Origin of the sequence: Novacetimonas maltaceti (genome assembly GCF_002906255.1) — a bacterium.
In the GTDB taxonomy this organism is placed as follows: domain Bacteria; phylum Pseudomonadota; class Alphaproteobacteria; order Acetobacterales; family Acetobacteraceae; genus Novacetimonas; species Novacetimonas maltaceti.
The window spans coordinates 1-16,396 of the sequence record NZ_POTC01000032.1 but is presented as its reverse complement, the minus strand read 5'-3'; the positions used below and the strand labels follow the sequence as shown (position 1 = coordinate 16,396).

General features: G+C 67.7%; 14 protein-coding genes. 5 read left to right on the top strand and 9 right to left on the bottom strand.

Annotation, left to right across the window (positions count from 1 at the left end; translation table 11 throughout):
- Nucleotides 1-33: 33 nt before the first annotated feature.
- The 8 genes from KMAL_RS11235 to KMAL_RS11200 are packed head-to-tail and all read right to left on the bottom strand — an operon-like array spanning nucleotide 34 to nucleotide 11,577.
- Entirely contained in the window at nucleotides 34-2,013 is a 1,980-nt protein-coding gene (locus KMAL_RS11235; RefSeq protein WP_110095795.1) for an ATP-binding response regulator, read from the bottom strand.
- Between the two features lie 11 nt (nucleotides 2,014-2,024).
- The gene (locus KMAL_RS11230) at nucleotides 2,025-3,953 is read right to left on the bottom strand and encodes a response regulator (RefSeq protein ID WP_239020095.1); all 1,929 of its coding nucleotides are present in this window, start codon (nucleotides 3,951-3,953) and stop codon (nucleotides 2,025-2,027) included.
- Between the two features lie 2 nt (nucleotides 3,954-3,955).
- Complete coding sequence (cheB, locus tag KMAL_RS11225) at nucleotides 3,956-5,056, bottom strand: chemotaxis-specific protein-glutamate methyltransferase CheB (RefSeq protein WP_408887919.1); 1,101 nt, start codon at nucleotides 5,054-5,056, stop codon at nucleotides 3,956-3,958.
- Entirely contained in the window at nucleotides 5,053-7,197 is a 2,145-nt protein-coding gene (locus tag KMAL_RS11220) for a response regulator (protein ID WP_110095794.1), read from the bottom strand. The genes cheB and KMAL_RS11220 overlap by 4 nt, the downstream gene beginning before the upstream one ends.
- 9 nt (nucleotides 7,198-7,206) lie before the next feature.
- Nucleotides 7,207-8,889, bottom strand: a complete 1,683-nt coding sequence (locus tag KMAL_RS11215) for a methyl-accepting chemotaxis protein (RefSeq protein ID WP_110095793.1) — start codon at nucleotides 8,887-8,889, stop codon at nucleotides 7,207-7,209.
- A 6-nt stretch (nucleotides 8,890-8,895) separates the two neighbouring features.
- Complete coding sequence (locus KMAL_RS11210) at nucleotides 8,896-9,468, bottom strand: chemotaxis protein CheW (RefSeq protein WP_338043498.1); 573 nt, start codon at nucleotides 9,466-9,468, stop codon at nucleotides 8,896-8,898.
- Nucleotides 9,465-10,943 (bottom strand): CheR family methyltransferase, encoded by a 1,479-nt coding sequence (locus KMAL_RS11205; protein WP_239020094.1) that lies wholly within the window; start codon nucleotides 10,941-10,943, stop codon nucleotides 9,465-9,467. Before KMAL_RS11205 ends, KMAL_RS11210 begins: the two co-directional genes overlap by 4 nt.
- Nucleotides 10,936-11,577, bottom strand: a complete 642-nt coding sequence (locus tag KMAL_RS11200) for a chemotaxis protein CheW (protein ID WP_167400061.1) — start codon at nucleotides 11,575-11,577, stop codon at nucleotides 10,936-10,938. Before KMAL_RS11200 ends, KMAL_RS11205 begins: the two co-directional genes overlap by 8 nt.
- A 125-nt stretch (nucleotides 11,578-11,702) precedes the next feature.
- Here KMAL_RS11200 and KMAL_RS11195 point away from each other — a divergent pair, with 125 nt between their 5' ends.
- From KMAL_RS11195 to KMAL_RS11175, 5 genes are all read left to right on the top strand, one after another.
- Complete coding sequence (locus KMAL_RS11195; RefSeq protein ID WP_110095790.1) at nucleotides 11,703-12,086, top strand: hypothetical protein; 384 nt, start codon at nucleotides 11,703-11,705, stop codon at nucleotides 12,084-12,086.
- A 10-nt stretch (nucleotides 12,087-12,096) separates the two neighbouring features.
- Entirely contained in the window at nucleotides 12,097-12,762 is a 666-nt protein-coding gene (locus KMAL_RS11190; protein ID WP_110095789.1) for a cell division ATP-binding protein FtsE, read from the top strand.
- 4 nt (nucleotides 12,763-12,766) lie between these two features.
- Nucleotides 12,767-13,765: a cell division protein FtsX gene (locus KMAL_RS11185; RefSeq protein WP_110095788.1), complete on the top strand. Its 999-nt coding sequence runs from the start codon at nucleotides 12,767-12,769 to the stop codon at nucleotides 13,763-13,765.
- Nucleotides 13,744-14,415 (top strand): YdcF family protein, encoded by a 672-nt coding sequence (locus tag KMAL_RS11180; protein ID WP_110095787.1) that lies wholly within the window; start codon nucleotides 13,744-13,746, stop codon nucleotides 14,413-14,415. Before KMAL_RS11185 ends, KMAL_RS11180 begins: the two co-directional genes overlap by 22 nt.
- Before the next feature lie 274 nt (nucleotides 14,416-14,689).
- Nucleotides 14,690-15,457, top strand: coding sequence for a lysophospholipid acyltransferase family protein (locus KMAL_RS11175; protein ID WP_110095786.1), 768 nt, complete (start codon nucleotides 14,690-14,692; stop codon nucleotides 15,455-15,457).
- Nucleotides 15,458-15,797: 340 nt separating this feature from the next.
- Here KMAL_RS11175 and KMAL_RS11170 read toward each other — a convergent pair.
- Nucleotides 15,798-16,396, bottom strand: a 599-nt coding sequence (locus tag KMAL_RS11170; protein WP_146044206.1) for a right-handed parallel beta-helix repeat-containing protein, incomplete at its 5' end; no start/stop codon positions are given.

The window sequence follows — 16,396 nt, the reverse complement described above, 5'->3', positions numbered from 1 at the left end:
GAGATTTGCCCCACAGCACAAGGGGGCGCGGCGTCATCCGTGCCCTGCTTCGCCCCCGCCCGGCGCTGCTGCGGCCCCGCCGCGCATGATTCGCCCGATCTGTTCGGCCAGTCCCGCGCGGGTGAAGGGCTTGTGCATGACATTCCCCCCCTTCGGCAGGGTGCCAAGGTTGGCATATCCGGTCAGGTACAGCACCTTCAGGTCCGGCTGGATCGCCTGCAGGCGGTGCGCGGTTTCCTGACCGCCCATCTCAGGCATCATCACGTCCATGATGACAAGGTCGAGCGGGCCCAGCCCCCCTTCTTCCAGCGCGGCGACGGCGGCCCTGCCCCCGGCATAATCGTGGACCTCGTGCCCGCGGGCGCGCAGGAACCCTGCCGTGACCGCGCGCACGCCCGGTTCATCGTCAACGACCATGATGCGCAGCGGCCGGTCGGGCATGGTCGACGGCACGGTCCCGTCCGCCTTTTCCTCCCGCACGGTGCCATCCTGCACCGGCAGGCACAGGTCCACGCGCGTGCCCGCGCCGGGAGTGCTGTGGACCTGCACCTCGCCACCGACATGGCGGACGAATCCATAGATCATCGACAGGCCAAGCCCGGTGCCCCGTCCGACATCCTTGGTGGTGAAGAACGGTTCGAACACGCGCGCCAGCGTCTCCTCCGACATGCCCATGCCCTGATCCTGCACCGACACCATGACATAGCTGCCGGGGACAAGGTTGGTGCCCGCCACGACTTCGCGCACGCGCTTGAGCGCGGTGGACACGCGGATCACGCCCCCTTCGGGCATGGCGTCCACGGCATTGATGCACAGGTTGAGCACCGCGAGTTCAAGTTGCCCCGCATCGGTGCAGACCGGCGGCAGCGCCCCGTCCGATGCAGCGGTATCGACAACGATGGAACACGGCGTCGCCAGTCCCTTGTCCTGCCGCGACACCACGGTCTGCGCCAGCAGGTCCTTCATGCCATGCAGCAGGGCATTGACGTCGATCGGCTCAAGGCTCAGGTCGCGCGGGCGGCTGAAATTGAGCAGCCTGCGCGTCAGCGACGCCCCGCGCCGCGCCGCCGCCGTGGCGTTGTCAAGCAGTCGCAGCACCGCGCCCTCGTCCTCCGGCAGCATTTCATGCGCCAGTTCGAGCGACCCCAGCACCGCCGTCAGCAGGTTGTTGAAATCATGCGCGATCCCGCCAGCCATCGTGCCAAGGGCCTGCATCTTTTCCGCCTGCCGCAGGCGGCCTTCCATTTCCTGCTGGCGGGTGATGTCGCGGTTGATGACCACGGAATAGACATCGGGACTTTCCCCGTCCTCAAGCACGACGCGCGTGAACTCGCGCCAGCGGCCGTGGGCGCGCCCGACCTGCGGTGGCAGTTCGACCGCGGCCTCGTCACGGCCTTCGGCACGCATGCGCTCCTCCGCCGCGCGCAGGGCGGGCAGCAGCACGGGGTCACACAGGTCCTCCTCCCGCTGGCCAAGGCAGTCGGCAATGTCGCGGTCATAGAAATCGGCCGCCTGGCGGTTGATGCGCACGAAGCGCCCCTGGGCATCCTTGAAGCCAAGGCCCGCGCGCAGGTTGTTGAGCAGCCCGTGCAGCAACTGGCGTTCGGTGCGCAGTTCGCGTTCCAGCCGGTGATAGTCCGCGGCCTGCACGATCATCGCGCGCAGGGCGTCGGGGTCCCACGGCTTGTGCGAATAAAAGGAGATGCGCCCCTGGTTCAGGGCCGCGGCCACCGCGCCGATATCCGCATATCCCGTCAGCAGGATCGCCTGCGCGTCGGAAATCTCACGCGCGCGGGCCAGCATGACATCGCCGCCCATCTCGGGCATGCGCTGGTCGGAGACGATGACATCGACATCGTTGCGCTGCGCGAGGATCTCCAGCGCCTCCACCGGCGACGTGGTGGAGACGACACTGAAGGCATCTTCGAGCAGGTCCGTCAGGGCGACGAGGATCTCGGGCTCGTCATCCACCACCAGGATGACGGGACGCGCGGGCTGTGTTGTCGTTGTCATGCTCTTTCCCATCATGCCTGCCCTGCCTGTCCGCCCGATGCCGGCCCGCCCGCGGCAGCCTGCGTGCCCGGTGCGTGCCCTTTCGGGGCGGGGCCGTCCGCCCTGCCATGCGCGTCATCGGAATCCTGCGCGCGCCATGGCACCGAAATGGTGAACTGCGCGCCCCCCTGCGCGCGGTTGGCGACCGTCAGCGTCCCCTGATGGGCCTGCACCACGCCATAGGCGATCGCAAGCCCCAGCCCCGTTCCCGCGCCCACCGGCTTGGTGGTGAAGAAGGGTTCGAAGATACGTTCCTGCACCTCCGGCGCGACGCCCGGCCCGGTATCGGAAATGGTGAAGACGTAATGGGGAGTTCCATCCTCCCCTTCGCGCCTGAGTTCGGTGCGGATGTCGATCCGGCCCTGCGCCGGTGTGTCAGACAAGGGATTATCACGTTCCGCCGCCTCCAGAATTGCATCGGCGGCATTGCTGATAATATTCATGATGACCTGGTTGAGCAGCGCCGCCTGGCAGTACAGCCGCTCCGGCGCGGTATAGTCGCGATGCACGACAATGCCATTGCCCAGTTTCTGCGTCAGCAGCGCCAGCACCGTCTCCAGCGCTTCGGGCACGTCGATGACCTGGAACAGCCCCTCGTCCAGCCGCGAGAACTTGCGCAGGTTCAGCACGAGGTTCTGGATCCGGCGCAGGCCAAGGTTCATCGACGCCACGCGGTCGCGGCATTTGCGCAGGATCGCCTCGCGCCCGTCACGGCCGGTGTCGGTGGAGGCGTCCTCCATCTCCATCACGCGCTCCAGTCCCCGCGCCACGGTATCCTTGTGCGCGAGGATGAAGGCCAGCGGGTTGTTGATCTCGTGCGCGATGCCCGCCACCAGTTCACCCAGCGACGCCATCTTGGCCGTCTGCACCAGCTTGCCCTGCGTCTCGATCAGCTTGCGGTTGGCATCGGCCAGTTCACGGTTGGCCTGTTCCAGCGCCTCCGCCAGCGAGGCCTTCGATGCGATGGCGGCGGCCTCGGCGCGCGCGCTCTTGATCGCGATCTCGCGGTTCTGGCGTTCCACCTCGATGCGGCGGACGTCATCCTGCAACAGCTTGCGCCGCACCAGCACGCGGATGCGCAGCGCCAGAACGGAAGGCGCGACATCATCGGGCACAAGGTCGTCAACGCCCGTTTCAAACACGCGGGCGGAAAATTCCCGCTGGTCCGGGCAGGGCGGACTGATCGCAAGGATACGCAGCGGCACGCCGCCCCGCATCAGCACCTCCTGGCGCAGTTCGTCAAGCCTGCGGCAGAAGACCACGCCATCGAACCCGCCCACCGTCAGGTCCACCACCACGCAGTCGGGCGCGCGTTCGGGGTCGAGCAGAATCTGCCGGTCGAAATGCGCGGGATCGGCGCAGATGGTCACGATATGCCCGTCGCGCTGCAGCAGGTCGATCAGCGCCCCGACCTTTCCCCCGTCGGTGGTCGCGTCATGGCGCGGCGTGACGACAAGGATGCGCGCACGGCGGAACACGCGCCCCGGACGGGCGCGGACATTGCCCGCATATTCACGCAGGAGCGCGCGGATGCGAAAGACGATCAGTTCCGAGTCCGAGGATTTGGGCACATAGGCGTCGGCCCCGCTCTCCAGCCCTTCGCGCTCCAGCCCCGGCTCTATGCCCTCGGTCAGGATCAGGACGGGGATGGTGCGCGTCACCGCGTTCATGCGCAACTGCCGCGCAAGCTGCCCGCCATTCATGCCCGGCAGGTGGTAGTCCGCGATCACGAGGTCGGGGATATGGCTGTCGAGCGTATCGAGCGCCGCCTCCCCGCTTGCGACGCGTTCCACGGTAAAGCCATGGCCCTGCAGCATGTAGCGGATGCGCAGCGCCTGCGTATCGGAATCCTCCACCAGAAGGACGGTGGCGGGGCGGTCGTCATCGGGCTGTACTGTCATGATCAGGCCATGTTCCGTGGTATCTGTCGCCCGGGGAGCGTCCCCTCGGGCGGGGCGGCGCTATCGGCGAGGAGCCGCTCGATATGCGGGGCGATGTCAGGCAGCGGCAGGCTGATGCAGGTCGCGCCGGCACGTTCCGCAGCCCCCGGCATGCCATGGATGACGGCGGTGCTGCGGTCCTCCGTCATGGTATAGCCACCCGCGCGGCGCATGTCGCCAAGGCCCTGCGCCCCGTCCTCCCCCATCCCGGTCATCAGCACGCCCAGAGCGCCACGGCCATAGGCGCGGGCAACGGATGAAAACAGGACCGACGCCGACGGCCGCTGCCCCTGCACCGGCGGCATGTCGAGCAGCACCGCCTCCCCCCGTGTGCCGACCCCCAGGTGCCGGTCGCCCGGCGCGATATAGACATGGCCACGCCGCAGCACATCGCCATGGCGCGCGAGCGCGACCGGCATGGGCACCTGCTGGTCCAGCCAGTGGGCGAACCCCTCCATGAACGGGCCGCCCATATGCTGCACGCCGACGACGGGAATGGGAAAATCCACCGGCAACGCGCCCAGCACCTGCGCAAAGGCGCGCGGCCCCCCGGTGGAGGCGGCAAGGGCGAGGATGCGTGGCGGGACGGTCCATGGCGCAGGCGGCGGGACCTGCGGCGGCCGTGCATCGGGCAGGCGCCGGCGGATCACGGGCACCTGGCTCATGATGTAAAGCTGCGTCGTGATCGCGCTGACGGCGGCGCGCCCGGCTTCCGATGTCAGGCCGCGCGGCTTCTCGATCACCGCAAGCGCGCCCGAACGCAGCGCGTTCATCGACACCTGCGCATCCAGCGCGTCGCTGACGATGACGATGGGGGTCGGGCACTGCGCCATGATGCGGCGCGTCGCCTCCAGCCCGTCCATGCCCGGCAGGCAGACATCCATCGAAATCACGTCCGGGCGCAGGTGCGGGACAAGGCGGATCGCCTCCTCCGCGCTTTCGACCGCGTCGATCAGGCGCAGGCGCGGGTCGTTGCGGATGCTGTGCGACAGCAGGTGGCGCAGGACGGCCGAATCCTCCACCACCAGGACGGAACGCGGGGCTGCGGCAGGGGTATGGATCACAACAGCCCCCGGATCGTCGCCAGCAGTTCGCCCTGGTCGAATTTCTGCTTGGTGATATAGGCGCGCGCGCCACCTTCAAGCCCGCGGCGTATCTCCTCGTCATTGTCGCGCGACGTCATCAGCACGACGGGAATGTCCGCCAGGCGCGGGTCGGCGCGGATGGCCGCCAGCAGCGCGAAACCGTCCATGCGAGGCATCTCCACGTCGGTCACAACCACATCCACCCGGCGCGACGACTGCAGCAGCAGCATCAGCGCCTCCTCCCCGTCCACTGCCAGCATCACGTCAAAGCCATGGGCCTGCAGAATCGTCTTCTGCAGGGTGCGCGTGGTGATGGAATCATCAACCACCAGCACCAGCGGCGCGCGCCGGGCCTCTGGCGTGGCCTGCGGCGGCGGGGCGGGCGCGAAGTCCATGCCCCTGCCCTTTCGCGCGCGCCAGCGTTCAAACAGGCGGTCGGGACTGATGACGAAGACGGGACGGTCCTCGCGCGGCCAGGCGATGCCGGGCACCAGTTCACTGTCCAGCCCCACGGCGGAGGCATCGGAAATCAGCAGCGTGCGCACCTCGACCATCCGCTCAACGGCGAAACCGCACGACACGCCATCGACCTCCATCACCGCGACCGTCACGGCCCCGCTGCGCACCGGCAGGCCGACGGGGGCATCGTCCCCCCCCACAAAGGCCGACAGCGGGACGATGGGCACCAGTTCCTCGGGCGCCTGCGCGTCCCTGTCCCGCGCCGGCGCGTCCCGTGTGTCCGGATGCGGCAGGACCGCGAACGGGCAGCCGTCGATCATGCGGATCTCATCGCGCATCACCCGCAGCAGGTGCCGGATGACGCGCCCGGGCAGGCCGATCATCCGCTCCCCGTTTTCCACCAGCAGGACGGTGCGCTGGCGTTGCGAGACGGGCACCGTCAGGGTCACGACCGTGCCGCATGGCTGCCCCTGTTCCATGGCCACGGTGCCGTGCAGGGCGCGCGCGGCCTCCGCCACGATCGACAGGCCGACGCCTCGGCCGGCAAGGTGGTCCACATGCGCGCGGGTGGAAAAGCCGGGTTCGAACACCCGCGCCAGCAGTTGCCGCGCATCGAGCGGCGCATCGACATGGATCATGCCCTGGCGCACCGCGCGCGCGGCGATCGCCTTCAGGTCGGGGCCGCACCCGTCGTCACTGACCCTGACCTGCAGGCGCACCCCCGTCAGCGTGACCGTCAGGGTGATGGTCTGATGCTCCGGCTTGCCGGCCTTCAGCCGCTGCGCGCGGCTTTCATGGCCATGGACGATGGCATTGCGCAGCAGGTGCAGCACGGGATCGCGCAGCGCCTGCATCACACGGCGTTCGGCCTGCACCTCCATCCCGCGCAGCCGCACCTCCACCTGAGCCTGCGCGCCACCATGTTCGCGCGCGATGCGCCGCGCCATCGCGGCGAGCGAGCCGAACACCGTCCCCGCAGGCACGAGGCTGATGGCGTGCACTTCCTCGCCAAGGCGCAGCAGGGCGCGGTCGCCCTGCCCGGTCATCAGTTCATGTTCCCGCCCGATGGCCATCAGCCGCCGCGTCATGCGCGAAAACATCGCGACCGGGTCGGCATGGATGCGTTGGGGCGCATGCGACAGCGCGCGCATGTCACGCAGCAGGTCGCTCAGCTTTTCCCACAGCCGGTCGTGGCGCTCGGCCACCCCCAGCAGGTCGTGCACCGCCCCCGACAGCGCATCAAGGCGGGAGACGGGAACCTGCACATAGGCCTCCGCGCCTTCGCTGGCGGGCGTGGCCGCGACTGCGCGCCCGTCCGCGCCAGCACCGGCGTCCGGGGCCGCATCGGGCGGCGGCGCGGGTTCCATGATGGCGTCGATATCGTCAAGGGCATGTGAAATGATCGCGATATCTGCATCATCCAGCGTGCCGCCACGTTCCATCAGCGTGGACAGGCGGTTTTCCACCGCGTGGGCGATTTCCTCCACCGCCGGGATTTCCACCGCGCGCGCCGCCCCCTTGAGCGAGTGCATGCGACGGAAGATTTCCGCCAGCGCCTGCCTTGTGCCGCACCAGGTATTCAGCAGATCGCGGATGACGCGCAGATGGTCGCGATATTCCGCGTCGAAAACCGCCAGGAGCTCCTGCCTGAGGTCAACCACAACCGGGCGTCAGGTCCGGTAGCGGGCGGAAATCGCCAGCAACTGCTTCGACAGCTTGCCCAGGTTGCTGGCCGATGCCTCCAGGTTGCGCGTGCCGCCCGATGTCTGCTGGCTGGCCTGGCGGATGCTCTGCAATGCGGTCATGACCTGCTCGATGCCAAGCTGCTGCTGGTTGGTGGAGGCGACGATCTGCTGGAACGCATGCACGCCCTCCTCGATCCCGCCGGTCATGCGCTCGATGGTCTTGTAGGCGATGTCGGTGCGCTCGCGCCCGGCGGAGACACGCTTGACCGCTTCCTCCGTCAGCATGACCGAGGTGTTGATGCCGCGCTGGATGTCGCCAAGGATGGAGCGCACGTTCTGCGTCGCATCGCGCGACTGGTCGGCAAGGATCTTCATCTCGGCCGCGACCACGGCGAAGGAACGCCCGTGCTCGCCCGCCGCCGCAGCCTCGATCGCGGCATTGAGCGCAAGCAGGTGGGAGCGTTCCGACAGATCATTGACGGTGGTGATGATCTCGCTGATCGCCTCGGTCCGTTCGGACAGGGCGACGATGTTCGACGCCACGGCCTCGGCCCCCTCATGGGTGCGGGCCATGGCGCGGGCCGTCTCCTCCACGGCCTCGAGCCCGCTTGCCGAACTGTGGACGATCACCTCGGCCGAGGAAATCACCTCCCGCGCGCGCTTGCTGATCTGCGCGCCGGAATGGGTGATCTGGTCCACGGTCGCGGCCGTTTCCTGGATGGCGGCGAACTGTTCCTCCACGCTTGCGGCCTGCTGCTGGGTGGAGGCGCGAATGTCGGCGACGGCGACGTCAAGGTCGCGCGTGACTTCCCCGCTCTGGCGGGCGATTTCACGCAGGCCGTCGATCATGCGGTTCAGCCCGGCGGCAAGGCGCGCCACCTCGTCACGGTTTTCGCCCATGTCCCCCACCTTCGCACGGGTGGCAAGGTCGCCATGCCCCACGCGTTCCATCACATGCATGATGGAGGCCAGCGGTTCCATGATCGAACGCCGCGTCCAGAACGTCACGATCAGCGCCACGATCACCGCGGCCCCCAGCCCGATGGCCAGCGAACGGCGGCTGTAGTCATACGAGGCGCCACCCTGCGTTTCCGCAACCAGCACCCCGCGGTCCAGCAGGGAGGCCGCCTGGCTGACCAACTGGTCGATCTCCTTCTCCCGGCTTTCGATGCGCCCGACCTGTTCGCGCACCACCTGCTGGTCGCCCGCGCGCATCGCGTGGAACAGCGCGCCGACCGCGCGTTCATCCACCAGCACCTGCTGCGACATTTCACGCAACTGCCCCGACACGGTGCCGAACATGTCACGCTGGTCGGTGGACTGGGCCAGGCGTTCCGCCTCGTCCGCGCCGGCGGTGACAAGGCGGAGCAGTTCGTCAGCCTGGTGCGCGCGCTCATCCCAGTCGGAAATCGCGTCATCAAGCGCGCCGGGCGCGTTTTCGTAATCATGGGCGTAATAATGCGCGACGATCGCAAGGCGCCGCGCCGCGAGGTCGGTCTCGTCGACGCGGATCTGCGTCAACTGCCGGTAGACCGTAAGGTCGCGCGTGACGATGATGGTCATTTCATCGCGGACGTCGCGGATCTGCCCCAGCGCATAGACGCCAAGCGAGACCATCAGCAGGACGCCGACCATGAAGCCGAACAACAGACGGTTTGCAATCGTCACGACAGGCTACACTCCGGAATAACGGACGGAAAAAAGACGCACCGGGTCCAGCACCACGACATGCCGCCCACCGGGCAGCACGGCGGTGGGAAAGCCCGATGGCAGGACGGATGGCGCGGTGGCGGGAATATCCATAACGCCTCTGGCCGCGCCCGCAAGCAGCGCGATGCGCGCAAGCGGCACGGAAGACACCGAACGCAGCAGGATCATGGCCCCCGGCGCAGGCTGCGCCTCCTCCTCCAGCAGCATGGCGAGGTCGAACACGGTATAGAGATCCCCCTGATACCCATACACGCCACGCACGCTGGCGGGACAGTCGGGGCGGCGGGGCATGTCGCTCCATGCCGGGTCGGTCACGCGCAGCACCGCATCAAGGTCGATGCAGCATTCGCGCCCCCCGACGTCGAGCACCAGCATCCGCCGCCCCGGCGCGCCCTGCATGGCATTCCCGTCGCGCCGGGCGGCAAGCTGGGCTGCGCGTTCGGCCAGCATGCGCCGGGCAAACCGTTCCTGCGTCCCTTCGCCGGGGGGCGCGTGCGCGGGCATATCCCCCCCCGCCGGATCACCGCGCCGGGTCACGACAGGCCCGATGCGATGTCAGGCAGCGCGGCCAGCAGCCCCGCGTCATGGTTTTCCTTGTCCTGCAATATCCGCAGCAGTCCCCCCGCCGTCAGGCCCCCGCCCCCTTCGAGGACATGCGTCGCGGACAGGCACATCGCGAGTTCACGCGCCTGCGCGCGCAGGCGGCGCGCATCTTCCGCGGCCCCCGTGCCCTCCAGCAGGTGCGCGAGGTAGCATCGCGCCATCACATGGCCACGGCGCAGGTAGATCACGCGACGGAATCCCTCCACCGCGCCTTCATGTTCGCCCAGCGCCAGCAAAAGGATGCCCAGCATGAAATAGACCCCGACCGCCATGGGCGCGCGGCGCAGGTATTCGCGGCACATCCCCACCGCGCGGCGTGGCGCGCCACTGTCGGCCAACTGGCGGATGGTGCGCAGGATCCCCGCCTCCCTGCCCCCATCGCGCGTGCCCTCGGCCATCGGATCGGCAACGGGGCCATCCGGCGCCTCCCCCGTGGGGCCGGCCACGGGGCCACGCGCGGATGACGGGACATGGCGCATCGCGCGCACGGGACGCGGCGGGACGGCGGGCAGGCGCGGCGCGGCACCTGGCCCGCCCACGGGGGAATGGGCGGCGCGGCCCTCCCCGCGTTCGCGCGTGCGGAAGGCCATCGTGCCGGGCAGGCGCACGGGCTGCATGAAATTCTCGAACTGCTCCATCGGTTCGGAATGCCCGACAAGCATCCATCCCCCCGCCGTCATGCGCTGCGCCATTTCGCGCACAAGCCGCGCAACCTGCACCGGGTCGAAATAGATCAGCACGTTGCGGCACAGCACGAGGTCGAACGGCCCGACCTGCCCGCGCCCGTGCGGCAGGTCCATGATGTTGGCATGGCGGAAGCGCACCATCTGGCGATAGCAGTCCTTGAGCCGCCATGTCCGTCCCTCCACCACCGGGACGAACCAGTCCGCGCGCTGCCTGGAGGTCAGGTCACGCAGCGCCCACCAGCCGAATTCCGCCCGCCGCGCCTGATCGAGCGCACGGGTGCTGATGTCGGTGCCCAGGATCTCGATGGTCCACCCGTCCTCGCCCCGGCGTTCGAGCAACTGCCTGAGCACGATGGCCACGGAATACGGTTCCGCCCCGTTGGCGCAGCCCACGCTCCAGATCCGCAGCACGCGCACCGTGCGCAGGCGGGCGAGCAGTTCGGGCAGGATCGTGGCCTCAAGCGCGCGGAACTGCTCGGCATAGCGGAAGAAGAACGTCTCCCCGATGGTGACGGCGGATTCCAGTTCCCGCCATTCCGCATCGCCAAGCGCCCCGTCATTGAGATGCTCGAGATAATCGAGATATCCCCGGCACCCCAGCGCCGCCATCCGCGCCGCGATGATCTTTTCCAGCAGCGCCGGCTTGTCGGTATAGTAATGCAGGCCGGTCCGCGCGGTAATCACGGAGATGACCCGACGCAGCCCGGCGCTGACCTCAGACATCGCGCGCCCCATCCGTGGCCCACAGCGCGGCGCGCTCTTCCTCCCGCGCCATCAGGCCCGCCAGCCTGTGACGTTCGCTGTGTCGCAGCACGCCATCCATCTCCATCACGATGGCGGGTGGTTCGCCCCCGCGCTCGATTTCGCCGACAATACAGTCTCCCGCCCCGCGATCAATACCGACCGGCATGATCGCATCGGCGCGCACCTGCATCACATCGACCACCCGGTCCACCAGCAGCGCAACCCAGGGCGTGGCCGCCTGCGCGCCGGCAGGCCCCATGCCGCCGCCCATGCCCGCGACCGGGCAAAGCAGCAGCGGGCGGTAGAGCAGGTCCGACGCCTGCAGCGCCACGGGCGCGCGCAGCCCCATCAGGACCGCAAGGTCGATGACCGGCACCCGCACGCCGCCAAGCCAGAACCATCCCGGCAGGTGCGGAAGCTCCACCGGCAATGGCGACAGCGCGGGCGCGGGGATACATTCATGCACGTCCCCCACCGGCAGGGCATAGACCCGAGAGCCGATGCCGAACACAACCATCGCGCGCATTGCCTGTCCGTGCGCGGGGGCGCCGTGCCCCGGTGGCCCGCCTTCTTCCATGTTGTGGTTCCCCGGCACGCTGCTATCCGTTTCCATGCACCCCGATCTGTGTGTACAAGGCAGAAGTTTGCATTTAACACAAGCCGTCGCTACCTCGGGCAGGAATGCGTTCCCCACAGGCCGGGCGGCGCATTGCACCTGCATGCCGGAGATATTTGATAATGGACAGCCCACTTTCCAATAGCGCCCCCTCCACCGGACGTCCTGCATGGGTCAATGCGATCCGCATCGCGGTGTGGTCCGTATGCTATTTCGCGTTCTATTTCGTGCAGCAGGTGGCCGAACTGCTGGCGCCGCTGCTGCTGATCGTGGGGATCGGATGGAGCGCGCTGCCGCACCTGATGGGGATCGTCAGCACCTCTTCCGAGGCCAGCGACCCGCAGGCGCATGACGTCATTGTCCGTGTCTCCCACTCCATCCCCGATCACCTCAGCGTCGGCAGCCACCTGCTGACCCCCTCCTCGCTGATCTTTGACGGGCTGGCGCTGATGGCGGCGGCGGCCCTGTGCGCGACCGCCTCCGCCGTCGCGGCGCGCAGCATGTAACAGGCCCCAGATGTTCCGGCTTCAGGACGTCAGCTACCTCTATCCGGCGGCGCAGAAGGGTGCGGCGCTGAACCATGTCAGCGTGGCCGTGGCGCAGGGGGAGTTCCGCTGGCTGCTTGGCCCGTCCGGCGCGGGGAAGTCGAGCCTGCTGCGGATACTGGCGCTGGAGGCGCGGGCGTCATCGGGGATGGTCGACGTGCTGGGCGTGCCCGTGATGCAGGCGCGCCGTGGCGTGATCGCGCGCCTGCGCCAGCGCATCGGCGTCGTCTACCAGGATTTCCGGCTGCTGGATGACCTGTCGGCGTTCGACAACGTGGCGCTGCCGCTGCGCCTGCAGATGCGCCCCGAAAGCGAGATCCGCCACGAGGTCAACGCCATCATGAAATGGGTCGGGCTGGGGTCGCGCCTCGATGCGCTGCCGCCACAGCTTTCGGGGGGGGAGCAGCAGCGCGTGGCCATCGCGCGCGCTGTCATCCACCGCCCCGCCCTGCTGCTGGCGGATGAACCGACCAATGCGCTCGACGACCGGCAGGCCACGCGACTGATGACCATGTTCCACCGCCTGGCGGAACTGGGCACCACCATTGTCGTGGCGACACATAACGATGCGCTCGTGCGCAAATATCCCGCCCATGCGATCGAACTGATGCAGGGCTACCTCGTGCAGGAGGGCTGAGCGCATGGCCCTGTGGCCCGGCACGCGCCGCCGCGATGGCCTTGCCCTGCGGCAGGCGATCCCCGACCGGCTGCTGCCGTTCCTGGTGGGCGCGATGGCGTTCCTTGCGGCCCTTGCCCTGGCGGGGGGGATCGGGGCGCATGCGCTCTCCGTGCGCTGGACGCACGGCGCGGGCGCGGTCGTGACCGTGCAGGTGCCCGACCCCGATGCCCCGGCCACAGGTGCCACCGGCACGCCGGGTGCTGCCGCAGCGGCGGGAAATGGCGCGACGACACGGATACAGGCGGCGATGGCCACCCTGTCCGCCGCCACCAGCGCGGATGCGGGCGCGGTGCATCGCCTGACGGACGCGGAACTGCGCAACCTGCTTGCGCCATGGGTCGAACAGGGCAGCGACCTTGTCCTGCCGATGCCTGCCGTGATCGAGGTGCATGCCCGCGACACGCACCACCTGCCCGATGACGTGATGCGCACATTGCAGGCGCAGGTGCCCGGCATCGTCGTCGAACATGACAGCATCTGGAGCGACCGCCTCGCCGCCCTGGCCGACAGCCTGCAGACCTGCGCGCTGCTGGCGATCTTCATCGTCATCGCGGTGTCGGCCGTCGTCATCATGGCGGCCACGCGCGCGGGACTGCAGGCGCGCAGGCGGGCGATCGACCTGATCCATTCCCTTGGCGCGACGGATGGCTACATCGCCGCGCGCTTTGCATGGCGGGTAGGTACGCTTGCGCTGCTGGGGGGCGCGTGCGGCAGTCTCCTCGCCATGCCGGTGCTGGTCGTGCTGTGCCTGCTTGCCGCCCCGTTCAATGGCGCGGACATGCCCGACATGCAGGCCGTGTTCTCCCCCGCCGCATGGACGGCCGCCTCTGCCACACAGGTGCTCGGCGTGCTGCCGTCCTCGCTGCTGGCGATGCTGGGCGCGCTGCCGGTGGGTGCGGCGGTGCTGGGATGGGTGACAACACAGATGACGGTGCGCGCATGGCTGCGCCGCCTGCCATGAAAGCGCCCGCACGGCGCCGCACCATGCTGCTGGCGCTGGGGGTGGCATGCGTGCTGGTGGTGTCATGGGCGATGGGGCTGGTGTGGTTCGTGCGCGACGCCCGCCGCCCGCCGCGCATGCCCCCGCCCTGCGACGGGGCGGTGGCCCTGACGGGCGGGCAGGGCCGGATCGAGGCGTCGCTGCAACTGATGGCACGCCACCGGGCGGGGCAACTGCTGATTTCCGGCGTGGACCCGCACGCGACGCTGGGCGATTTCCTGACACGCACGCCACGGCTGCTGCCGCTGGATGTCTGGCTGCATACCACGCTGGGACGGCAGGCGACCTCCACGCTGGGCAATGCGGATGAAACGGCGCAATGGGTGCGCGCCCATGACATCCATTCCCTGATCGTGGTCACCGCAGGGTATCACATCCGCCGCGCCATGATGGAAATCGCCCGCGCGGCGCCCGGCGTCAGGCTGTATCCCTTTGCGGTGCAGCCGCCCGCCCTTGCGCACCCACACCGCCTTGCGACATGGCGGCTGCTGGTGGTCGAATATGACAAATGGCTGCTGGCCTGCGTCGATACCGCACGCTGGACACGCCCCGTGCACGGCCTGATCCACCATGACGATACCCGCCCGGCCGCTGCTGCCGTGACGCCGTGATGCACCGCCCATGCGGGGGCGCGCCTTGTCTTGGCGGGGATTTTCTGGTGTTACAGGGTCATACCCCCGTCCGTTGCCGTTTCCCGATTTGCATCAAGGACGTCTGTGAAAATAATCTTCTGGATGGAAACAAAAGTTTTCGGATGCCGGCCTTTTTTGGAAAGGCGGCGTCTTTTGAAGCTTTTTGAAAAAGCTTCACCAAAAACTTCCTTTGTGTTTTCAGCATGTTGCCCGGATCACCTTTCCAAACAGCCTCCGAGGGATTTCGCCTGACATGACGTTCGTGCGCGCCTGCATCTTCAACCTCTATTTCTTCGTGCTCACACTGGTCATGGGGATCGCGGCACTGCCGATCCGTGCGTTCATCCCGTCATGCGCCCTGTCCTATGCCCAGGCATGGACACGCCTGACGATCCGGGGGCTGAAGCTGATCTGTGGCATCCGCGTCGTCGTCCACGGGCGCGAACATCTGCCCGACGGGCCGTGCCTGCTGGCGTGCCAGCACCAGTCGGCGTTCGACACGCTGGTCTGGATGAACATGGTGGAACGCCCGACCTATGTCATGAAAAGCGAACTGACGCGCATCCCGCTGGTCGGGCCGATGCTGCTGCTGACGGGGATGATCCCGGTGGAACGCACCGGCGGGGCAAAGGCGCTGCGTGCGCTGCTGGCGGCCACCGACAAGGCGCGCGAAGACCACCGCCAGATCATCATCTTCCCCGAAGGCACGCGCATGCCACCGGGTAAAATCGGCAAACTGCATCCCGGCATCGCGGCCATGGCGGCGCATTCGGGCCTGCCGGTCATCCCGGTTGCGACGGACTCCGGCCAGCACTGGGGCCGCAACGCCTTCATCAAGCATCCGGGCACCATTCACATCGTGCTGGGGCCGCCGCTGGCCTGCACCACGAAACGCGCGCAGATCCTGCCCGCCATCGTCACGGCGTGGGAGGACCTGTCGCGCGACAATGGCCTGCCGCTGCTGACTCAGGCTGTGGATAATTCTGTTGGAAACAGCGCGACAACACCCGCGAAACAGTAGAAAACCCGAAATGGACCAGCCCCCTGCGGTCCATGCCCATGCCACCATACGGGGCCGGTCCCTATCTGAGGCCCAAGGGGCATGAGGGTGCATGGCACTGTTTTTCAAACGGATTTTATGGACATACCCGCTGTAACCCACCTGTCATACACACACGGCAGGCAACAGGGACGCCAGCGTGACGCAGGGTTGCCACAATGTGGATAAACACCCTGCGTCACGCCCGGTCGTCCAGTCGCCTGGTACGCAGCACGGGCATGGAACCCGCACCATCATGCGGGTCCGACGTAATCAGGCCCGGATCAGGCCCCCGCCACCACGACACCTGCGGCAATCATGTTCAATAAATCCAGACCCAGCCCCCTATATCGCTACTCTGGATACAATCGACATTGTAAAAGGACGTACTACACGCGGAAATCTCCGATCCGAAACCGTGCGCATCAAAGGCCGCAGCCCTACGAAAGCCCGATATGGTGCAGTTCGTCAGGTTGGCCTTTCCCTTTTCCTTCACCCATACGGCATTACTCAGCCCGTCACGCAGGCGGCAGCCCGACAGCGTCACCTGAGCACCGGAGATCATGGTCACCTGCGGATAGGTCTCCGCGCTGCCGACCAGTTCGCAGTCCTTCACCTCCACCGTGGCCCCGTCCTGCCCCAAGATGGGACGCTTTCCATCGCGGATGGTCGTACCCGACACGACAAGCTTCGACCCGGCATCGCGCGCATCAATGGCCGAATCCTTGTGAAAGCCCGAAATGGTGCAACCCGTCAGGCTGGCCTGCCCCTTTTCCTTCACCCATACGGCATTGCTCAGCCCGTCACGCAGGCGGCAGCCCGACAGCGTCACCTGAGCACCGGAGATCATGGTCACCTGCGGATAGGTCTCCGCGCTGCCGACCAGTTCGCAGTCCTTCACCTCCACCGTGGCCCCGTCCT